Raw genomic sequence first — 17,676 nt, 5'->3', positions numbered from 1 at the left:
GGCGGAGGTCGGTTGCACCAGGTCGGCGGGCGCCGGTTCTGCCTCCGGGCCGCGGCGGCTGATCGGCGGCGGGGGCCGCTTGCCTGGCGCTGCACGGGAGGCGCCGTGGCTGGGTGCCGTCGGCCAGTCAGGCGCGGATGGGCGCCACCGTCGCCGAGGTCAGGCGCACCAGGTCGGCCGGCGCCAGCTCTACCTCCAGGCCGCGACGGCCGGCCGAGCAGTAGATCGTCTCGAACTTCTCCGCCGTCTCGTCGATCACCACCGGCAGCCGCGAGCGCTGGCCCAGCGGTGAGATGCCGCCGAGGACGTATCCGGTCGCGCGCTGGGCGGCGGCCGCGTCCGCCATCTTCGCCCGCTTGCCGCCGGCCGCTGCGGCCAGCGCCTTCAGGTCCAGCTGCCCGGTGACCGGCACCACGCCGACCGTCAGCTTTCCGTCCACATCGGCCACCAGCGTTTTGAACACGCGGTCCGGTTCGAGCCCGAGCGCCTCGGCCGCTTCCAGGCCGTAGGACTCGTGCTTCGGATCGTGGTCGTAGGCGTGCAGCTTGTGCGCGACTTTCTGCTTCGCGAGCAGGGCGGTCGCCGGCGTTCCCTTCCCGGCCATGGGGTGCACGGTAGCCGGGAGGCGCAAGTCCTTTTCCCGCGGCGGGGAATGTGCCCGGATCGTGCGGTGTTGACACGGACGTGCCGTCAAAGCTTGCTGATCGACGAGCCCGTGTGCAGGCCGTCACCCGCCCGGCCGGTGTACCCGGCCCGGCCAAGCCCGTCCGCGTATCCTCGAAGCTGTCGTATGCGCACCCGGCCACGGGTGTGGACCGCTTCGACGCGGATGGGAAAGGGAACGGTTTGCCGAGCACGCAGAACTCCGCGGTGCCCGAATCCGGCTCCGAGCAGGAGCCGGTCGAAGAGCGCGCCGAGCGCTTCGAGCGCGACGCGATGCCGCTGCTGGACCAGCTGTACTCGGCCGCTCTGCGCATGACGAGGAACCCGGCGGACGCCGAGGACCTCGTGCAGGAGACCTACCTCAAGGCCTACGGCGCGTTCGCCTCCTTCAAGGAGGGCACGAACCTCAAGGCCTGGATGTACCGCATCCTCACCAACACCTACATCAACGGGTACCGGAAGCGTCAGCGTCAGCCGGTGCAGCAGCCCACCGAGGAGATCACCGACTGGCAGATCGCCCAGGCGGAGAGCCACACCTCGAGCGGTCTGCGGTCGGCGGAAGTCGAGGCGATGGACCGGCTGCCCGACAGCGACGTCAAGGACGCGCTGCAGCAGCTGCCGGAGGAGTTCCGGCTCGCCGTGTACCTCGCCGACGTCGAGGGCTTCGCCTACAAGGAAATCGCCGAGATCATGGACACGCCGATCGGGACCGTGATGTCCCGCCTGCACCGTGGCCGCGCCCAGCTGCGCAACCTGCTCGCCGACGTCGCGCGCGAGCGCGGCTTCATCCGCGGCGCCAAGCAGGAGGTAGCGCGATGACCACCGGTCGTGAGCCGCACAAGGACGACGTCCGCTGTTCCGAGGCGCTCGCCGAGATCTTCCTGTTGCTGGATCGCGAGTGCAGCCCGGAGCGGGACGCGCAGCTGCGCAAGCACATCGAGGACTGCCCGCCGTGCCTCGAGGAGTACGGCATCGACGAGCAGCTCAAGCAGCTCCTGCACCGCAAGTGCGGCGGCGACACCGCCCCGGACGAGTTCAAGCAGAAGCTGCGGGCGTCGATCTACCAGACGGTCGAGCGGCGCGGTGACGTGACGATCGAGCGGACCGAGGTCCGGCTCGAGCAGAACGCGGAGTAGTACCCCGGACACGACGAAGGCCCCGGCGCGCCGCACCGGGGCCTTTCTCGTGCCCGAACTCAGCTGTTGGGCTTCTTGCCGTGGTTGGCGCCGTTCTTCCGGCGGTCGCGGCGCTTGCGGGCTCGCTTCGACATGCCTGCTCCTTCCCTGGTCGCGATCTGCCCACCAGTGTCTCAGGCTCGCCCCGGCGGGTGCCGGGAAGGTCCCGCTCTGGTTCACTTGAGCTGCCCCGAGGAGGAGTACCAGCGTGACGACACTTTCCGACCTGCTGGCCGAGAACACCGGCCTGTCCGGCGAGGCGGCGGACCACCTGCAGGCCGTGGTGGCCGAGTGGCAGCTGCTCGCCGACCTGTCCTTCGCCGACTTCCTGCTGTGGGTGCCGGTGTCGCCGGAGCACAACGAGCAGGGCGGCGACTTCGTGTGCGTCGCGCAGGCCCGCCCCACCACGGCGCCCACCGCGCACCCCGAGGACGTGGTCGGGACGCGGTTCACGGTGGAGGACCACCCGCAGCTCGCGCGGGCGATCCGGGAGGTCCGGATCTGCCGCGAGGAGGACCCGCACTGGTACCGCGACCTGCCGATGCGCCGCGAGGCGATCCCCGTGACGTTCGGCTCGAACGTGATCGCGGTGCTGTCCCGCGAGACGAACCTGGCCGCGCCGCGCGTGCCGAGCCCGCTCGAAGTGGCCTACCTCGGTAGTGCGGGCGACCTGTGCCAGATGATCGTGGACGGCACGTTCCCGCACGTGGACAGCCAGACGGACGTGCACACGAGTCCGCGGGTGGGGGACGGGCTGATCCGCCTGGACGCGGCCGGGAACGTGGTGTTCGCGAGCCCCAACGGCCTGTCGGCCTACCACCGGATGGGGCACGAGTCGGACCTGGTGGGGACGCGGCTGGCGCCGTTGACGCGGTCGCTGATCCGGGACCCGTTCGACGCGACGGAGGTCGCCCACCGGATCCTCGACGCCCTGGACGGGAAGCCGGGCAGCCGCACGGAGGCCGAGTCGCGGCGGGGCGCGGTCGTGTTGTTCCGGGCGTTGCCGCTGCGGCCACACGGGCAGCCGGCGGGGGCGCTGGTGCTGTGCCGGGACGTGACCGAGGTGAAGCGGCGGGACCGGGCGTTGCTGTCGAAGGACGCGACGATCCGGGAGATCCACCACCGGGTCAAGAACAACCTGCAGACGGTGGCCGCGTTGCTGCGCCTGCAGTCACGGCGCACCTCGAACGCCGAGGCGAGGCAGGCGCTGACGGAGTCCGTCCGGCGGGTCGCGTCGATCGCGATGGTGCACGAGGCGCTGTCGGTGTCGGTCGACGAGCGGGTCGACCTGGACAAGCTGCTGGACAACGTGCTGCCGATGGTCGGCGAGGTCGCGACCGCGGAGTCGCGGGTGAGCATCAGCCGGTCCGGCTCGTTCGGGGTGGTGGTCGCCGAGATCGCGACGCCGCTGGTGATGGTGCTGGCGGAGCTGGTGCAGAACGCGGTGGAGCACGCTTTCCCGGACGGGCGGCCGGGCAAGGTGGAGATCGTGGTGAGCCGCTCGGCGCGCTGGCTGGACGTCCTGATCCGCGACAACGGCCGGGGGTTGCCGTCCGGGTTCTCCCTGGAGCGGGCTGACGGGCTCGGGCTGCAGATCGTGCGCACCCTGGTGGAGTCGGAGCTGCGGGGTTCGCTGTCGTTGCGAAAGCTCCGCGACGGCGCGGCGCGCGGCACGGAGGCCGCGTTGAGGCTGCCTCTGGGGCGGCGGCCGTAGTTTCTTGGGGCCTGCTTCGGGTGGGCGGGTTGTGTTGGGCGTGGGTGGGCTGGCGCGAGGTGACCACTGGCACCTGTTTGAGGTGGCCAGTCGTGGCTGCTTGAGGTGGCCGGTCGTGCCCGCGTGAGGTGACCAGTCGCCCTGGGTGTGCGAGGTGGCCGGTGGTTTTGCGCGTGAGTGGGCCAGTCGCGCCCGGGTGAGGTGACTGCTGGTGACTGCGTGAGGTGAGCGGTCCTGCGTGCGTGAGTGGGCCAATCGCGCCCGGGTGAGGTGACCGCTGGTGACTGCGTGAGGTGAGCGGTCCTGCATGCGTGAGTGGGCCAATCGTCCCTGTGCGGGATGGCCACCGGTGCGTGCGTGAGATGGCCGGTCGTGCGCCCGCACGAGTGGGTCAGTCGCGCCGCGCGAGGTGGCCAACCGTGCCCGCGCGGGTGGGCCAGCGGTGCTTGGAAGGTGCGAGAGGGTCAACAGTGCCGAGGCGAGAGGGCCAATGGTGTCTAGGTGAGAGGGCCGACGGTGCCGTTGCGAGTGGGCGTCTCGCGCGGGTGGGAGGCGCCCAGGTAGGGCAGCGGCCGGTGCAGGTGATGAAACGGAGCAGTTGCAGGCAGGAGCGGCAGCTGGAGTTAGGTGGAGCAGCGGCCGGCGCCGGACGGAACCAGGAGCCGGGGCTGAGGCCGAAGCGGAACGTCACCGGGCGGTCCTGGGGCAGTGAGGCACGGGGTGCCGTGGAGGCACCGTGTGGCAGCCGCGCAGCCGAGAGCAGCCGAAACCAAAAAACCCTGCTCAGGACGTTCAAAGGCCCGGCACCCGCGGGAGGTGGGGGCCGGGCCTTCGAACGTTAAGTGGGGGCGTGTGAGCCCCTGCGTCAGGTCCCGCGTACTCTCGTAAGAGACGCGTTAAGCGACGCCGCAGCGCGTGGAGAGGTCAGGCGGTGCGCATGCCGATGTGAGCACGACGGCGCTTCAGGGCACGGCGCTCGTCTTCGCTCATCCCGCCCCAGACACCGGAGTCCTGGCCGCTGGCCAGGGCCCAGGCCAGGCACTCGGACGCTGCCGGGCAGCGGTGGCATACGGCTTTCGCCTCGGCGATCTGCAGCAGCGCGGGACCGCTGTTCCCGACAGGGAAGAACAGCTCCGGGTCCTCGTCGCGGCAGGCAGCGTCGTGGCGCCAGTCCATTTCTGTGAGCTCCTTCTCGGGGCGCAGAGCGTGCTGCGCCACAGGTCGTCATGGCGGATCGTTTCTTGGGGTGCTTGTGAATGCTTTCACGAAGCACCGCTTTCGACAAGTGTTTTCGCAACATCGGTGAGTCAGCTCACCTGGTCAGGCGACCCCGCTGACCTGCGGTTTCTCTCCGAAACGGCCTTCGCGGGGGAAGGACGATGCGGTGAGTGGACCGTGTGCGTCGACGAACGGCAAGTTGCAGATCGCCGGACCGATCACTCACGCCAGCACGGTCAGCACGTCGGGCACGCTCGTGAAGTCCACCTGCGTCCGACGGCCGATCAGGTCGCCGTCGACCTGGAAGTTTACCGGCTCCTCGGCCGTCACGCTGAGTTTCGCCAGGTCGTCGTACTTCACGAGCGCCTTGCCGCGGTGCTCGGCCTCCGTCCGCAGCGCCTGGCGGACGTGCCGGAACACCAGCGGCAGCGACAGCTTGCGCAACGCGAACAGCCCGAGACCCCGCTCGAAGGAGCTGCCGGTGTTGAGGTGGACGGGCCGCTCACCGAGGTAGCTCCACGGATCCGTGTTCGACACGAACGCCATCCGCACCTCGGCCGGCTCCTCGCCCGGCACGTGCACGGTCAGCGGCAACCGGGGCGAGCGCGGGCGGAAGTAACACGTCACCGCTGCCCGCATGTACAGCAGCGCGTTCGTCTGCTTCCCGCGCCGGTCGGCGACCGTGGCGACCACATCGGCGTCCCAGCCGAGGCCCGCGTTGAAGGTGAACCACCGCCCGTCCGCCAGGCCCAGCCCGACGCGGCGGCTCCGGCCCGACTCGATGGCCGACAGCAGCTGGTGCGTCGCCTCCACCGGGTCCCGGGAAATGCCGAGGGCGCGCGCGAACACGTTCGCCGACCCGCCGGGCACGACGCCGAGCGCGGGCAGCTGCGTGGCAGGCCCGTCGGCGAGCAGGCCGTTGACGACCTCGTTCACCGTGCCGTCACCGCCGTGGGCGACCACCAGGTCGATGCCGTCCCGTGCGGCGTCCCTGGCCACCGCCAGCGCGTGGCCGCGGTAGTCGGTCTCCACGACCTCCAGCTTCACCTGGCTGGCCAACGCGTGCGCGAGCACGTCCCGCCCGCCGGCCGTCGTGGACGTGGCCTGCGGGTTGACCACCAGAATCGCGCGCATATCCGCAGGGTAGGCCAATCGGGCGCATCCCAAGCGTCAGCGCGAACCTCATCACTGCGAAAAGACTGCCGGTTGACCTCCCGTCGTTCGGCACGGTCCGTTCGTCGTGACAAGTGCACCCCGGGCGTCCGCCGGCTCATCGACGACACCCAGATCTTGACGCGGATGGCCGCGGTTCGAAAACGGCCGACCGGGTGGCTTAGTATCGATGGCGTTCACACACGGTCACCCGTGCCGCTCAGCCGCTGGTGGAAGGCCCTTCGCGATGGCGCTCGCCGACAAGATTTCACCCGCTCCGCGCGAGGTCAGGGTGGCCGGCGCGCTGACCGTCCTGCCGGGGATCGGCCTGCTGGTGTTCGGCGCCCTGCTGTTCGCCTCGCCCGGTGACTCCATGCCGCTGACCAGCGTGCTCGCCGAGGGCGCCTTCTACGTGCTGTTCGGGCTCGCCGTCGTCGGCTGCGCGATCGGACTGCTGTTCGGCCACACCTGGGCCCGCTCGCCGGGGCTGGTGATGGCGCTCATCACCGCCGGCGTCGGCTGGTACATGGCTGGGCCGTCCGGGCGGCCCGGGTTCGGGGTGCCGATCATCGTCCTCGGGGTGGCGATCATCGTGCTGCTGTTCCGCCAGCCCGCGCGGGCGTGGGCGCTCGGGCAGCACGAGGACGAGACCGAGGAGGAGGCCGCCGAGCGCGGCGGGATGGCCGGCCGCCGCCGGGAGCGCGGCGAGGAGGACTAGGCGAGCTTCGCGAGCTTGTCCAGGGCGGTGTCGGTGAGGCGGTAGACGGTCCACTCGTCCATGGGCGTCGCGCCGAGGGACTTGTAGAAGCCGGTCGCCGGGTTCCAGTCCAGCACCGACCACTCCAGCCGCGCGAAGCCGCGGTCGACGCACTCCTTCGCGAGTGTCGCCAGCAGCGCCTTGCCCAGCCCGGACCCGCGCAGTTCGGACTTGACGAACAGGTCCTCCAGGTAGATGCCGTGCACGCCGCGCCAGGTGGAGAAGTTCAGGAACCACAGCGCGAACCCGACGATCTCGCCGTCCTGCTCGGCGACGTGCCCGAACACCGCGGGGCTGTCGCCGAACAGCGCCACCCGCAGGCGGTCCGCCGTCAGGTGGCAGTCCTGCGGCGCCTTCTCGTAGGCTGCCAGTTCGTGCACCAGCTGCGCGACTTCGTCCACATCGGACTCGCGGATACGGCGGATGCGGCTGTCGGGCATGGGGACTCCCAGGATTCGGCGGGTGAGCTGCACCCGATCCTGCCAGACTCAGACCCCGCCCCAGACCCGCTGCGCCACCGAAACCGTCAGGTCCAGCTTCCGGCGCTGATCATCCCAAGTCAGCGGGTTTCCCTGCACCTCCGATGCGAACCCGCACTGCGGGCTGACCGCCAGATCCGCCAGCGGGACGATCCGCGCGGCCTCGTCCACCCGCCGCGCGAGCTCATCGGGGTCCTCCAGCTCGCCGGTCTTCGTCGTGACCAGGCCCAGCACGACCCGCACCCCGTCCGGCACATGCTGCAGCGGCTCGAAGGTGCCCGCACGCTCGGTGTCGTACTCCAGCAGCCAGTGGTCCACCGGGATGCCGCCGAACACGTCCGCCGCGATGTCGTCGTAAAAGCCCTCGTTGAACCACTGGCCGCGGTAGTTGCCGCGGCAGATGTGCATTCCCACCGCGACGCCGCGTTCCCGCAGCAGCCGGACGACGGCCGCGTCGGCTTCGATGCAGCGGCGCAGCAGGTCCCGCGCGTCGATGCCCTCCGACTCGAAGAGCGCGAGGATGCGCGGGTTGGCGAAGGCGATGAAGCACGGCGCGTCAATCTGGACGTGCCGGACGCCGTCCTCGGCGAGCGCCGCGGCCTCCTGCAGCAGGACGGCCCCCAGGTCGTCGACGATGTCGGCGCGGCTGGGGTAGTGCGGGCCGCTGACCCGCGGGTCCCAGTTGGCGACCACGAAGTTCGTGACCTCCGGGATCGCGATCTTGAAGGGGCCGGGCGCGTGCGCGGCGAGGAAGGCGGCCTCGCGGTCGGTGAACCGTTCGCGGTAGGCGAGCTTGCCCCCGATGAGCCGGAGGATGCTGCTGTCCTCCTCGGCGTGGTCGCCGGACTGCCATTCCAGCGATGGCGCCTGCGCGGCGAAACCGTCGACGTGCTCGGTGAGCCTGCTCATGAAATCCGTGCGCAGGTACTCGCCGTCGGTGTAGACGCCGATGCCGCTGTCCTGCTGCACCGACAGCGCCACCAGGATCGACTCCTGCTCGACACGCCGCAGCCCGGCGTCGTCGAGCCGGCCCGCGGCGTGGTCGGCCCGTGCCTTCAGCAGACGCGGGGGACGGAGGAGGCTGCCGACGTGGGTCGCCCGGGCGAAGGAGTTCACGGCTCGACGCTAAGCGAGGCGGATGACGCCGGGCTGTCCTCGTTGACCTCGATTCAAGCGAGCTGACCGCGGTGCGGTACGGGATCGCTACGGTCAGGACGGCGGGATGTTGAGGTGCTCGATCTTCGGCTCGCCGCGCTCGTCGCCGAGGACCGTCACCCCGGCCGGGTCCAGTCCGAAGTGGACGCCCGCGGTGGCGGGCAGCCCGATCCAGCGGGCGATCAGCACCCGGCTGAAGTGGCCGTGGCCGACGAGGATCACCTCGGTGTCGGCCAGCGCCGCGCGCACCCGCTCCAGCAGGGCGTCCGCGCGGGCGGTCACCTGCTCGACGGTCTCGCCGCCGGGCATCTCGTGTGTCCAGACGGTCCAGCCGGGCACGGTCTTGCGGATCTCCGGCGTGGTGACGCCCTCGTAGTCGCCGTAGTCCCACTCCGCGAGGTCTTCGGTCTGCTCGTCGATCCGCAGCCCGGCCAGCTCGGCCGTGCGCACCGCGCGCTGCCGCGGGCTGGTCAGCACCAGCGCGGGGCCCTTGCGGAGCGTCTGCAGGGTCAGGCCGGCGGCGCGCGCCTGGTTCTCCCCGGCGGGAGTCAGCGGGATGTCGGTGCGGCCGGTGTGCTTGCCGTTCACCGACCACTCGGTCTGACCGTGGCGGAAGAGGAAGAGCTCGTGGTCCACGTTTGCGAATATAGCCACCGGTCTGCTTTGCTACCGGTCGGTAACATAGGAGGCGCCGGTGGTTTCGACCTACTCGCTGTGGCAGCGGCTGAGCGCGCTGCCCGGCGGCAAACGACTGTTCTCGACCGCGATTTGCCTGCGTGTGCCCTATTTCGGCTCGGTGCTGCCGAGCGTGGAGGAGCTGCGTCCCGGCTACTGCGCGGTGCGCGCGCCGAAGTGGTGGGGTGTTCACAACCACATCGGCACATTTCACGCGATCGCGGCGTGCAACCTCGCGGAGATCGCGATGGGGATGCTCGCCGAGTCGACCCTGCCCGCCACGCACCGGTGGCTGCCCAAGGGCATGACGGTGCGGTACGTGGCGAAGGCGGAGACGAGCCTGCGGGCGGTCGCCGAGCTGCCGGAAATCCCGGAGTTCGGCGGCGAGGGCGTGGAACTGCCGGTGCCCGTCGTGATTTCCGACCGGGCGGGCAAGACCGTCGTCACCGCCACCATCACGATCTGGGTGACGCCGAAGCGTCAGTAGTCGCGCAGGCGGACCGTCGTGGTCTGGGCGTAGGAGTTCGTCCCGGACGCGGCGGGCAGGCCGAGGCGGCGGTCGACCACCCGGCCCAGCGGGCCGCAGTTCTCCGTGGCGGGCACGGCCAGTTCGTGGTCGTAGGTGGCGAACTTCAGCGTCAGCGGATCGGTCGAGACGACCTCGGTCGGCCCGTCGGCCTGCAGGACGGAGTGGATGACGCCGGTCGCGCAGTCTCGCGGCAGGTAGGGCCCGTCGAACTCGGCGACGAGGTCGATCTCGCCCTTGCGCTCGTCGTTGGACTGGAAGTCGGAGTGGCCGCCGTACCCGAACCGCACGGTGGCGCGGGGGAGCCCGGGCACCGCGACCGGTTCGGATCTCAGTGCGCCGAACACCTGCGCGTACTCGCCGTTCAGCTGCCCCTCGGCGAAGGTCAGGCGCATCGGTCCGAGCGGGAGGTCCCGGACGTCGCCGAAGGACATGGTGGCGGTCGAGTCGAGCACCTCGCAGCGCCACTGGCCCGGGTCCGCGCCGGCGGGCAGGGCGGGGCAGTCGGCGAACGTGCCGTCCGCGGCGCGGGCGGGGAGAGCGCTGGTGACCGTCAGGGCGAGTGCGGCGACGGCGGCCGCTGCGAGTGCGATCTTCATGATCCAAATCCTGTCCCACCTGCGCAAACGGCACCATCGGGGAAAGCCCGGAGCCGACCCTGGCATCGCGCCACTAGGGATTAACACCGTTTACAAAGCAAGGTCGATCCGAATATGGTTCGCGTTATGTCCCTCTCTCGACGCCGGTTCCTCGGCCTGACCGCGCTCAGCTCCGCCGCCACGCTCGGGCTGACCACGATCTCGACCCGGACCTCCGCCTCGGCGGCCACCGACTACTCGCCGGCCGTCGTCGTCGGCACCGGCTACGGCGCCGCCGTCACGGCGCTGCGCCTCGGGGCGGCCGGCGTCCCGACGCTGATGCTCGAAATGGGCCAGCTGTGGAACACACCGGGCGAGGACGGCAAGATCTTCTCGGACATGCTCAGCCCGGACCGCCGGTCGTCGTGGTTCAAGAACCGCACGGAGGCGCCGCTGGCCTCGTTCCTGTGGCTCGACCTGGCCAACCGGAACATCGACCCGTACGCGGGCGTGCTGGACCGCGTGCACTTCGGCGACATGTCGGTCTACGTCGGCCGCGGTGTCGGCGGCGGCTCGCTGGTCAACGGCGCCATGGCGGTGACCCCGAAGCGCTGGTACTTCGAGGAAATCCTGCCCGAGGTCGACGCCGACGAGATGTACGGCACGTACTACCCGCTCGCGAACTCCATGCTGGGCGTGAACAACATCGACCCGGACTGGTTCGAGACCTGCGACTCCTACCAGTTCGCGCGCGTCTCGCGGAAGCACGCGCAGAAGACCGGGCTCAAGACCACGTTCGTGCCCAGCGTCTACGACTTCGACTACATGCGCCGGGAAGAGGCCGGCGAGGTGCCGAGGTCCGCGCTGGCCTCGGAGGTCATCTACGGCAACAACCACGGCAAGCGCTCGCTGGACAAGAGCTACCTGGCGGCCGCGCTGGGCACCGGCAACGTCACCATCCAGACGCTCACCGAGGTCCGCGACATCGCCCAGCAGCAGGACGGCACGTACACGCTGACAGTGCGGCAGATTGACGCCGAGGGCAACGTGCTCGGCGTGCGCCAGCTGGGGACGAAGTACTTGTTCCTCGGCGCCGGCAGCCTCGGCTCGACCGAGCTGCTGGTGCGGGCGCGCGACACCGGCAAGCTGCCCGACCTCGGCGAGGACGTCGGCCAGGGCTGGGGCACCAACGGCAACGTCATGCTGGGCCGGGCCAACCACGTGTGGGACCCGGTCGGCCCGGTCGAGTCGGGCATGCCCGCGCTCGGCATCGACGCGTGGGAGGACCCGGTCAACCCGGTGTTCGCCGAGATCGCGCCGGTGCCCGCCGGGCTGGAGACGTGGGCGAGCCTGTACCTGGCGATCACGAAGAACCCCGAGCGCGGGTGGTTCAAGTACGACCCGGGCGCCGACAAGGCGGTCCTGCAGTGGGACGTCGCGCAGGGCCAGCCGTCGATCGACGCGGCGAAGAGCCTGTTCGACCGCATCAACTCGGCGAACGGGACGATCTACCGCTACGACCTGTTCGGCGACACCCGGGCGTTCGAGAACCGGTTCACCTACCACCCGCTGGGCGGTCTGGTGCTGGGCAAGGCGACCGACCTGTACGGGCGCGTGAAGGGCTACCGCAACCTCTACGTCACCGACGGCTCGCTCATCCCGGGCAGCACGGGCGTGAACCCGTTCGTCACGATCACCGCGCTGGCGGAGCGCAACATCGCCCGCGTGCTGGCGGAGGACTTGTAGTCGTACTGCCCGGGGAGGTTGTGACCCGGGGACGCGTGGGTCCTCGTGTCTCACGGTCACGCGCCGCTGAGCCCGACCGGCAGACTGCGTGTGGCCCGGCGTGTCGCGGAGGAAGGGTCGCGCTGAGTGTGAGGCCGCTCCTCACGGCCGCGCACCTGCCCCAGCGAAACCCGACGCGGGGTGGGGCCGGCCCGCATCGCTGCCCTCGGGCGAACGAGACGTCCGGAATCCGCCAGCGCGCTCGCGGCCGGTCGGCCGAGAATCCGGTCGTGATCGTGCGAGCGCGGGGAATCCGCATCCGGCACCGCGGGTGTGAACCGCAGGTCCACCCCACCGCCTACATCGCCCCGACGGCCACACTCGTCGGCGATGTCCGCGTGGGGCCGAGGGCGCGGGTCATGTACGGCGCGGTGCTCGATGCCGAGGGGTCTCGGATCGAGGTCGGGGAGGCGGCGGTGATTTGCGAGAACGCGGTGTTGCGCGGGTCCGCGGTCGCCGGCGACCAGCCGGTGCTTCTCGACGACCACGTCTTCGTGGGACCACATGCCACGCTGCTGGGCTGCGAGGCCGGCCGGTGCGTCTACGTGGCGACCGCGGCGACGGTCCTGCAGCGCGCACGGCTGGGGGCCGGCTCGGTCGTCGCTGTCGGCGCGCTCGTCCACGCGCGCACCGTTCTGCCGGACGAGTACTTCGTGCCGCCGCACACCGTGGCGCTCGACGCGCCGGTGCGGCTGCTGGCCCCTGGGGATCCGGGCCTGGCCGAGGCTGTCCGGCGGGTGGGCTTCGCGCAGGCGGCGTTCGGCGTCGACGCGGAGTGGACCGACCGGATCAGCCGGTACGAGCGCATCGCGGAGGTACGCGTCGCCGAGTTCGGCGCGCACGCGGACGATGAGGGTGTGAACGTCGCCGGTTGAGGCTCTAGCCCGCGCGGAGTTTCTCGTAGTGGGCGACGCAGTCGGCGTAGACCGGCAGCAGCCCGGCGGCGGCGGCCTCGGCGAGAGCCGGGGCCGCTTCGTCCTTTTCGGACAGGATCGGCGTGACGTCCGACGGCCAGGGGAGTTTCAGCTCGGGGTCGAGCGGGGTGATCCCGTGTTCGCCCGCCGGGTTGTACCCGGTCGAACAGAGGTAGGCCATCACGGTGTCGTCCTCCAGCGCGACGAACGCGTGCCCGAGGCCTTCCGCGATGTAGACCGCGCGGTAGTCCACCGAATCGAGCCGCACGGCGTCCCAGGTGCCGAACGTGGGCGAGCCGACCCGCAGGTCCACCACGACGTCGAGCAGCGCGCCACGCGGGCAGTAGACGTACTTCGCCTGTCCGGGCGGCGTGTCGGCGAAATGCACTCCCCGGATCGTCCCCCGCCGGGACACGCTGTGGTTCGTCTGCGCCACGTGCAGCGGGTGCCCGATCGCCTCGACGAGCGCCGCCTCCTGGAACGGCGCGACGAAAAGGCCGCGGTGGTCCGGGAACGAACGCGGCGTGAACTCGTAGGCGTCGGGAACGGCGAGCTGGCGGACCTCCATACCGCAACCCTAGCGGGGCACTCCCAAGCCGGACGGACGTCTTGCTAGAACCCCGTTGACCTCCCCTTTTTGTGACATCAACCGCACCTCGGCATCACAACCGGTGCGGAGCCTGCAACACTGGGGGGACCGCCGCGTCCGCGGCCGTCGCCTCACCAAGGGCTCCGCACGGCCGAGACGGACGCCGAGCCGGCTGCCGGCGCCACCGCGCCCGGGCTACCGAGCTGCGAGATCAACCACGCCACTGGGGGATGGGGCAGTGTCCCCGCACACGGTCCCGGGAGGGATTCATTTCCATGACCTACGCTCAGACCTCTGATACGAGGGCAGGGACATCGATGAACGACGAGGTCAGCAAGAGCACGGCGGCCGAGGCAGTGCCGCCGACGGGTACCGACTACTCGCCGGTGACCGACGACGAGATCTTCCGCGGTCACGAGGGCGGCAAGCTCTCGGTGGCGGCCACGCGCCCGATCTCGCAGCCACGCGACCTCTCCATCGCCTACACGCCGGGGGTGGCCAAGGCGAGCCGCGCCATCGCCGAGAACGCCGAGCTGGCCCAGCGCTACACGTGGGCGCACCGGCTGGTGGTCGTCGTCAGCGACGGCACCGCGGTGCTGGGGCTGGGCGACATCGGCGCGAGCGCGTCGCTGCCCGTCATGGAGGGCAAGTCGGTGCTCTTCAAGACCTTCGGCGGCCTGGACTCGATCCCGCTGGTGCTGGACACCAAGGACGTCGACGAGATCGTCGAGACGCTGGTGCGGCTGCGCCCGTCCTACGGCGCCGTCAACCTGGAGGACATCTCCGCGCCGCGCTGCTTCGAGCTGGAGGACAAGCTCAAGGAGGCGCTGGACTGCCCGGTCATGCACGACGACCAGCACGGCACGGCGATCGTGACGCTGGCCGCGCTGCGTGGCGCGAACCTGGTGCTCGACCGGGACATCAAGCAGCAGCGGGTGGTCGTCTCCGGCGCCGGCGCCGCGGGTGTCGCGTGCGCGAAGATCCTGCAGGAGGCCGGTGTCGCCGACGTCACGGTGCTGGACTCGCGCGGCATCATCCACTCCGGCCGGGACGGGCTGAACCCGGTCAAGGAGAAGCTGGCCCAGACCACCAACAAAGCCGGTCTGCGCGGCGGCCTGGCCGAGGCGCTGCGCGGCGCGGACGTGTACCTGGGGCTGTCCGGGTCCACGATCGAGCCGGAGCTGCTGGCCGGCATGGCCGATGACCCGATCGTGTTCGCGTTGTCCAACCCGGACCCGGAGGTCCACCCGCACGAGGCCGCCAAGTACGCGGCGATCGTGGCGACCGGGCGCAGCGACTTCCCGAACCAGATCAACAACGTGCTCGCCTTCCCCGGCGTGTTCCGGGGCGCGCTGGACGCCGGCGCGCGGGCGATCACCGAGAACATGAAGCTGGCGGCCGCCGAGGCGATCGTCGCCGTCGCGCAGGACGACCTGGGGCCGGACCGCATCGTGCCGAGCCCGCTCGACCCGCGCGTCGCCCCCGAGGTCGCCGCGGCCGTGGCGAAGGCGGCGATCGAGGACGGCGTCACCGGCTAAGCTGGACCTTCCCGGAGGCGCTGGGCGCGTCTCCGGGAAGGCTTTTCGCTGGGAGGGCGTGTTGATCGAGTTCGACGGCGTGACCAAGCGCTACCCGGACGGCACGCTCGCCGTCGACGACCTGAGCCTGACGGTCGAGGACGGCACCATCACGGTGTTCGTCGGGCCGTCTGGCTGCGGGAAGACGACGTCGCTGCGGATGATCAACCGCATGGTCGAGCCGACCTCGGGACGGGTGCTGCTCGACGGGAAGGACATCCGCGAGCAGGATCCGCCGGTGCTGCGGCGCGGCATCGGGTACGTGATCCAGAACGCCGGGTTGTTCCCGCACCGGACGGTGCTGGACAACGTCGCGACCGTGCCCGTGTTGTCCGGGTGGGGCAAGCGGAAGGCGCGCGACCGCGCGGCCGAGCTGCTGGAGATCGTCGGTCTGCCCGCGGAACTGGGGAAGCGTTATCCGGCGCAGCTTTCCGGCGGTCAGCGCCAGCGGGTGGGGGTCGCCAGGGCGCTGGCCGCGGACGCGCCGGTGCTGCTGATGGACGAGCCGTTCTCGGCCGTCGACCCGATCGTGCGCGAGGGCCTGCAGGACGAGTTGCTGCGGTTGCAGTCGCAGCTGGGCAAGACGATCGTGTTCGTCACACACGACATCGACGAGGCCGTGCGGCTGGGCGACAAGGTGGCCGTGATGCGCGTCGGCGGGCGGCTCGCGCAGTACGGCACGCCGGCCGACGTGCTGCGGCACCCGGTGGACGACTTCGTGGCGTCCTTCGTGGGCCGCGACCGCGGCTACCGTGGACTGTCTTTTGTGGACGCTACGGGCGTGGAAGTTCGTTCGGTGGCCACGGTTTCCTTGGGTGACAACGTCTCCGGTCCGACGGAGGAGTGGCTGCTCGCGGTGAACGACTCCGGGCAGCCGCGGGGCTGGCTGGCTCCGGGGTCCAGTGTGGACGGCGGGCTGGCCGAGTCGGACCTGGTCGCCGGCGGTTCGCTCTACCGGCGCGGCACGTCGGTGCGGGGCGCGCTGGACGCGGCGTTGTCGTCGCCGGCGGGCCTGGGGGTCGTGGTGGACGAGACGGGCAAGGCCGTGGGCGCGGTGACGGCCCGGCAGGTGCTGGACGTGATCGAGGGCGTCACGACAGCCGACTGATCCAGACCGGGCGGCTGGTCCGCCCTACTTTCGCCGGGAGCCACCCGGGTGCCAGTCCTTCCGCGGGGCGGTGACGCGGTCCTACCGTGAAAAAGTCTCACCCCTTGCGGTGCGGTGGGCGATTCCCCAGCTCATCGCGCCGGCCCTGCCAAGGAGGACTCATGTCCAAGTCCCTGCTCAGCAAGGCCAGATCAGCCGGTGTGGCGCTCGCGGCCGCTGCGGTCGCGACCGTCGGGTTCACCGCCCCGGCTTCCGCCCAGGAGGGGTCGATCGTCGGCGCGGATGCGCCCGGCGCGATCTCCGGCAGCTACATCGTGGTGTTCAAGGACTCGGCGTCACCGGTGTCTTCACTGGTCAGCGAGGTGACCGGCAAGCTCGGCGGCAACGTGCGGCAAACGTTCTCGCGTGCGCTGCACGGCTACTCGGCGACGATGAGCGAGTCGCAGGCGAAGCGGGTCGCGGCCGATCCGTCGGTGGCGTTCGTCGAGCAGAACCGGCGCGTCTCGATCACCGCCACGCAGTCAAATCCGCCGTCGTGGGGCCTGGACCGCGTCGACCAGCGCAACCTGCCGCTGAACCAGGCGTACAACTACTCGACCACCGCGTCGAACGTGCATGCCTACATCATCGACACCGGCATCAACCTGACGCACAGCGACTTCGGCGGCCGCGCGACGTCCGGCTACGACTTCGTCGACGGCGACTCGAATGCCAGCGACTGCAACGGCCACGGCACGCACGTCGCCGGAACTGTCGGTGGTTCCGCGTACGGTGTGGCCAAGGGGGTGCGGTTGACCGCCGTGCGGGTGCTCGACTGCGAGGGTTCGGGCACCTACGACCAGGTGATCGCCGGCATCGAGTGGGTCACCCAGAACGCGGTGAAGCCGGCGGTGGCGAACATGAGCCTCGGCGGCGGCGTGTCGACGGCGGTGGACAACGCGGTGAAGGCGTCGATCGCGGCGGGCGTGACGTACGCGGTCGCGGCGGGCAACAGCAACACGAACGCCTGCAGCTCGTCGCCGTCCCGCGTCCCGGCCGCGATCACCGTGGGAGCCACGACGAGCACGGACGCACGGGCGAGCTACTCGAACTACGGGAGCTGCCTGGACATCTTCGCGCCCGGCAGCAGCATCAAGTCGGACTGGATCGGCAGCACGAGCGCCACGAACACCATCAGCGGCACCTCGATGGCGACGCCCCACGTGGCCGGAGCCGCAGCGCTCTACCTGGCCACCCACACCTCGGCGACGCCCCAGCAGGTACGAGACGCACTGGTGGCAGCCGCCACCACGGGCAAGGTGACCAGCGCAGGAACGAACAGCCCCAACACCCTGCTCTACACGGGCGCATAGCGCCATCTTTGAACAAAACCCCGAGCTGGGTGGTCATCCCGTCGCCTGACACGCGACGATCACCTTGAGCCAGGGCCGCAACCTCTCTGCTCACGTGAGTTGAAATGCCAACCTTGCGGCCCTGGATCAAGGTGATATGCACAAACCGGAAGGCGACGGGATGACCGCACAGCGACCACCCACCCGAGGTGAGCTAACAACGGTCCCCTGGTCATCCCGGAGCCTGCCCGTCCGGCGAGGACTATCTTTTGATCTTTAA

18 protein-coding genes and 1 pseudogene are annotated in these 17,676 nt (G+C 70.4%); 10 read left to right on the top strand and 9 right to left on the bottom strand.

The annotated features are described in order from the left end of the window. Positions 1–127 precede the first annotated feature (127 nt). Positions 128–604: a Cys-tRNA(Pro) deacylase gene (ybaK, locus tag L2C96_RS37780; RefSeq protein WP_020420498.1), complete on the bottom strand. Its 477-nt coding sequence runs from the start codon at positions 602–604 to the stop codon at positions 128–130. Between the two features lie 242 nt (positions 605–846). Here ybaK and L2C96_RS37775 point away from each other — a divergent pair, with 242 nt between their 5' ends. Together L2C96_RS37775 and rsrA are read left to right on the top strand one after the other, a co-directional pair. Next, positions 847–1,482, top strand: coding sequence for a sigma-70 family RNA polymerase sigma factor (locus L2C96_RS37775; RefSeq protein ID WP_026153467.1), 636 nt, complete (start codon positions 847–849; stop codon positions 1,480–1,482). Next, on the top strand, positions 1,479–1,799 hold the full coding sequence (rsrA, locus tag L2C96_RS37770) for a mycothiol system anti-sigma-R factor (protein ID WP_020420497.1): 321 nt from the start codon (positions 1,479–1,481) through the stop codon (positions 1,797–1,799). Before L2C96_RS37775 ends, rsrA begins: the two co-directional genes overlap by 4 nt. 59 nt (positions 1,800–1,858) lie before the next feature. Here rsrA and L2C96_RS45455 read toward each other — a convergent pair whose 3' ends face one another. Beyond that, positions 1,859–1,933, bottom strand: coding sequence for a 50S ribosomal protein bL37 (locus tag L2C96_RS45455; RefSeq protein ID WP_369794341.1), 75 nt, complete (start codon positions 1,931–1,933; stop codon positions 1,859–1,861). Between the two features lie 113 nt (positions 1,934–2,046). On the opposite strand from L2C96_RS45455, the gene L2C96_RS37765 reads away from it, so the two are divergent. Next, the gene (locus L2C96_RS37765) at positions 2,047–3,552 is read left to right on the top strand and encodes a sensor histidine kinase (protein ID WP_237339566.1); all 1,506 of its coding nucleotides are present in this window, start codon (positions 2,047–2,049) and stop codon (positions 3,550–3,552) included. A gap of 924 nt (positions 3,553–4,476) precedes the next feature. Here L2C96_RS37765 and L2C96_RS37760 read toward each other — a convergent pair. Continuing rightward, a complete protein-coding gene (locus tag L2C96_RS37760; RefSeq protein WP_026153466.1) occupies positions 4,477–4,728 on the bottom strand; it encodes a WhiB family transcriptional regulator in 252 nt (83 codons plus the stop codon). A 264-nt stretch (positions 4,729–4,992) separates the two neighbouring features. Beyond that, positions 4,993–5,904, bottom strand: a complete 912-nt coding sequence (locus L2C96_RS37755; RefSeq protein WP_237339565.1) for a diacylglycerol/lipid kinase family protein — start codon at positions 5,902–5,904, stop codon at positions 4,993–4,995. Between the two features lie 265 nt (positions 5,905–6,169). On the opposite strand from L2C96_RS37755, the gene L2C96_RS37750 reads away from it, so the two are divergent. Continuing rightward, a complete protein-coding gene (locus L2C96_RS37750) occupies positions 6,170–6,640 on the top strand; it encodes a DUF7144 family membrane protein (RefSeq protein WP_020420494.1) in 471 nt (156 codons plus the stop codon). Here the strand turns inward: L2C96_RS37750 and L2C96_RS37745 are convergent. The 3 genes from L2C96_RS37745 to L2C96_RS37735 all read right to left on the bottom strand — a co-directional run bounded on the left by L2C96_RS37745 (position 6,637) and on the right by L2C96_RS37735 (position 8,949). Continuing rightward, positions 6,637–7,119: a GNAT family N-acetyltransferase gene (locus tag L2C96_RS37745; protein WP_017984698.1), complete on the bottom strand. Its 483-nt coding sequence runs from the start codon at positions 7,117–7,119 to the stop codon at positions 6,637–6,639. The genes L2C96_RS37750 and L2C96_RS37745 overlap by 4 nt on opposite strands. 48 nt (positions 7,120–7,167) lie before the next feature. Beyond that, positions 7,168–8,274: a cobalamin-independent methionine synthase II family protein gene (locus L2C96_RS37740; protein WP_237339564.1), complete on the bottom strand. Its 1,107-nt coding sequence runs from the start codon at positions 8,272–8,274 to the stop codon at positions 7,168–7,170. A gap of 93 nt (positions 8,275–8,367) precedes the next feature. Further along, entirely contained in the window at positions 8,368–8,949 is a 582-nt protein-coding gene (locus L2C96_RS37735; RefSeq protein ID WP_020420492.1) for an acid phosphatase, read from the bottom strand. 58 nt (positions 8,950–9,007) lie between these two features. Here L2C96_RS37735 and L2C96_RS37730 point away from each other — a divergent pair, with 58 nt between their 5' ends. Further along, positions 9,008–9,475 carry a hotdog fold domain-containing protein gene (locus L2C96_RS37730; protein ID WP_237339563.1) on the top strand — a complete coding sequence of 156 codons (468 nt, stop codon included), beginning with the start codon at positions 9,008–9,010 and terminating at the stop codon, positions 9,473–9,475. Here the strand turns inward: L2C96_RS37730 and L2C96_RS37725 are convergent. Next, positions 9,469–10,113, bottom strand: a complete 645-nt coding sequence (locus L2C96_RS37725) for a hypothetical protein (protein ID WP_020420490.1) — start codon at positions 10,111–10,113, stop codon at positions 9,469–9,471. The two genes, L2C96_RS37730 and L2C96_RS37725, sit on opposite strands and share 7 nt — an antisense overlap. 126 nt (positions 10,114–10,239) lie before the next feature. Between L2C96_RS37725 and L2C96_RS37720 the strand changes: the two genes are divergently transcribed. After that, positions 10,240–11,838 (top strand): GMC oxidoreductase, encoded by a 1,599-nt coding sequence (locus L2C96_RS37720; RefSeq protein WP_237339562.1) that lies wholly within the window; start codon positions 10,240–10,242, stop codon positions 11,836–11,838. A 269-nt stretch (positions 11,839–12,107) separates the two neighbouring features. Further along, positions 12,108–12,752: a gamma carbonic anhydrase family protein gene (locus L2C96_RS37715; protein WP_020420488.1), complete on the top strand. Its 645-nt coding sequence runs from the start codon at positions 12,108–12,110 to the stop codon at positions 12,750–12,752. Between the two features lie 4 nt (positions 12,753–12,756). On the opposite strand, the gene L2C96_RS37710 is transcribed toward L2C96_RS37715, so the two are convergent. Further along, positions 12,757–13,359: a dTDP-4-dehydrorhamnose 3,5-epimerase family protein gene (locus L2C96_RS37710; RefSeq protein WP_020420487.1), complete on the bottom strand. Its 603-nt coding sequence runs from the start codon at positions 13,357–13,359 to the stop codon at positions 12,757–12,759. Positions 13,360–13,697: 338 nt separating this feature from the next. On the opposite strand from L2C96_RS37710, the gene L2C96_RS37705 reads away from it, so the two are divergent. The 3 genes and pseudogenes from L2C96_RS37705 to L2C96_RS37695 all read left to right on the top strand — a co-directional run. Continuing rightward, positions 13,698–14,918 carry an NAD(P)-dependent malic enzyme gene (locus tag L2C96_RS37705; RefSeq protein WP_020420486.1) on the top strand — a complete coding sequence of 407 codons (1,221 nt, stop codon included), beginning with the start codon at positions 13,698–13,700 and terminating at the stop codon, positions 14,916–14,918. A 58-nt stretch (positions 14,919–14,976) separates the two neighbouring features. Beyond that, entirely contained in the window at positions 14,977–16,065 is a 1,089-nt protein-coding gene (locus L2C96_RS37700) for an ABC transporter ATP-binding protein (protein WP_020420485.1), read from the top strand. Between the two features lie 161 nt (positions 16,066–16,226). Then, positions 16,227–17,414: pseudogene (locus L2C96_RS37695) on the top strand (S8 family peptidase); the annotation flags it as partial. Positions 17,415–17,676 lie beyond the last annotated feature (262 nt).

Origin of the sequence: Amycolatopsis tucumanensis, assembly GCF_021654135.1 — a bacterium.
Taxonomy (GTDB): Bacteria; Actinomycetota; Actinomycetes; order Mycobacteriales; family Pseudonocardiaceae; genus Amycolatopsis_E; species Amycolatopsis_E tucumanensis.
This window is presented reverse-complemented; position numbering and strand designations above follow the sequence as displayed.

Excerpts from the sequence above, each read along its gene's own strand:
- L2C96_RS37710 (WP_020420487.1), bottom strand. The coding sequence starts at position 13,359 with ATGGAGGTCCGCCAGCTCGCCGTTCCCGACGCCTACGAGTTCACGCCG.
- ybaK (WP_020420498.1), bottom strand. The coding sequence starts at position 604 with ATGGCCGGGAAGGGAACGCCGGCGACCGCCCTGCTCGCGAAGCAGAAA.
- rsrA (WP_020420497.1), top strand. The coding sequence starts at position 1,479 with ATGACCACCGGTCGTGAGCCGCACAAGGACGACGTCCGCTGTTCCGAG.
- L2C96_RS37750 (WP_020420494.1), top strand. The coding sequence starts at position 6,170 with ATGGCGCTCGCCGACAAGATTTCACCCGCTCCGCGCGAGGTCAGGGTG.
- L2C96_RS37725 (WP_020420490.1), bottom strand. The coding sequence starts at position 10,113 with ATGAAGATCGCACTCGCAGCGGCCGCCGTCGCCGCACTCGCCCTGACG.
- L2C96_RS37705 (WP_020420486.1), top strand. The coding sequence starts at position 13,698 with ATGAACGACGAGGTCAGCAAGAGCACGGCGGCCGAGGCAGTGCCGCCG.
- L2C96_RS37760 (WP_026153466.1), bottom strand. The coding sequence starts at position 4,728 with ATGGACTGGCGCCACGACGCTGCCTGCCGCGACGAGGACCCGGAGCTG.
- L2C96_RS37745 (WP_017984698.1), bottom strand. The coding sequence starts at position 7,119 with ATGCCCGACAGCCGCATCCGCCGTATCCGCGAGTCCGATGTGGACGAA.
- L2C96_RS37720 (WP_237339562.1), top strand. The coding sequence starts at position 10,240 with ATGTCCCTCTCTCGACGCCGGTTCCTCGGCCTGACCGCGCTCAGCTCC.
- L2C96_RS37755 (WP_237339565.1), bottom strand. The coding sequence starts at position 5,904 with ATGCGCGCGATTCTGGTGGTCAACCCGCAGGCCACGTCCACGACGGCC.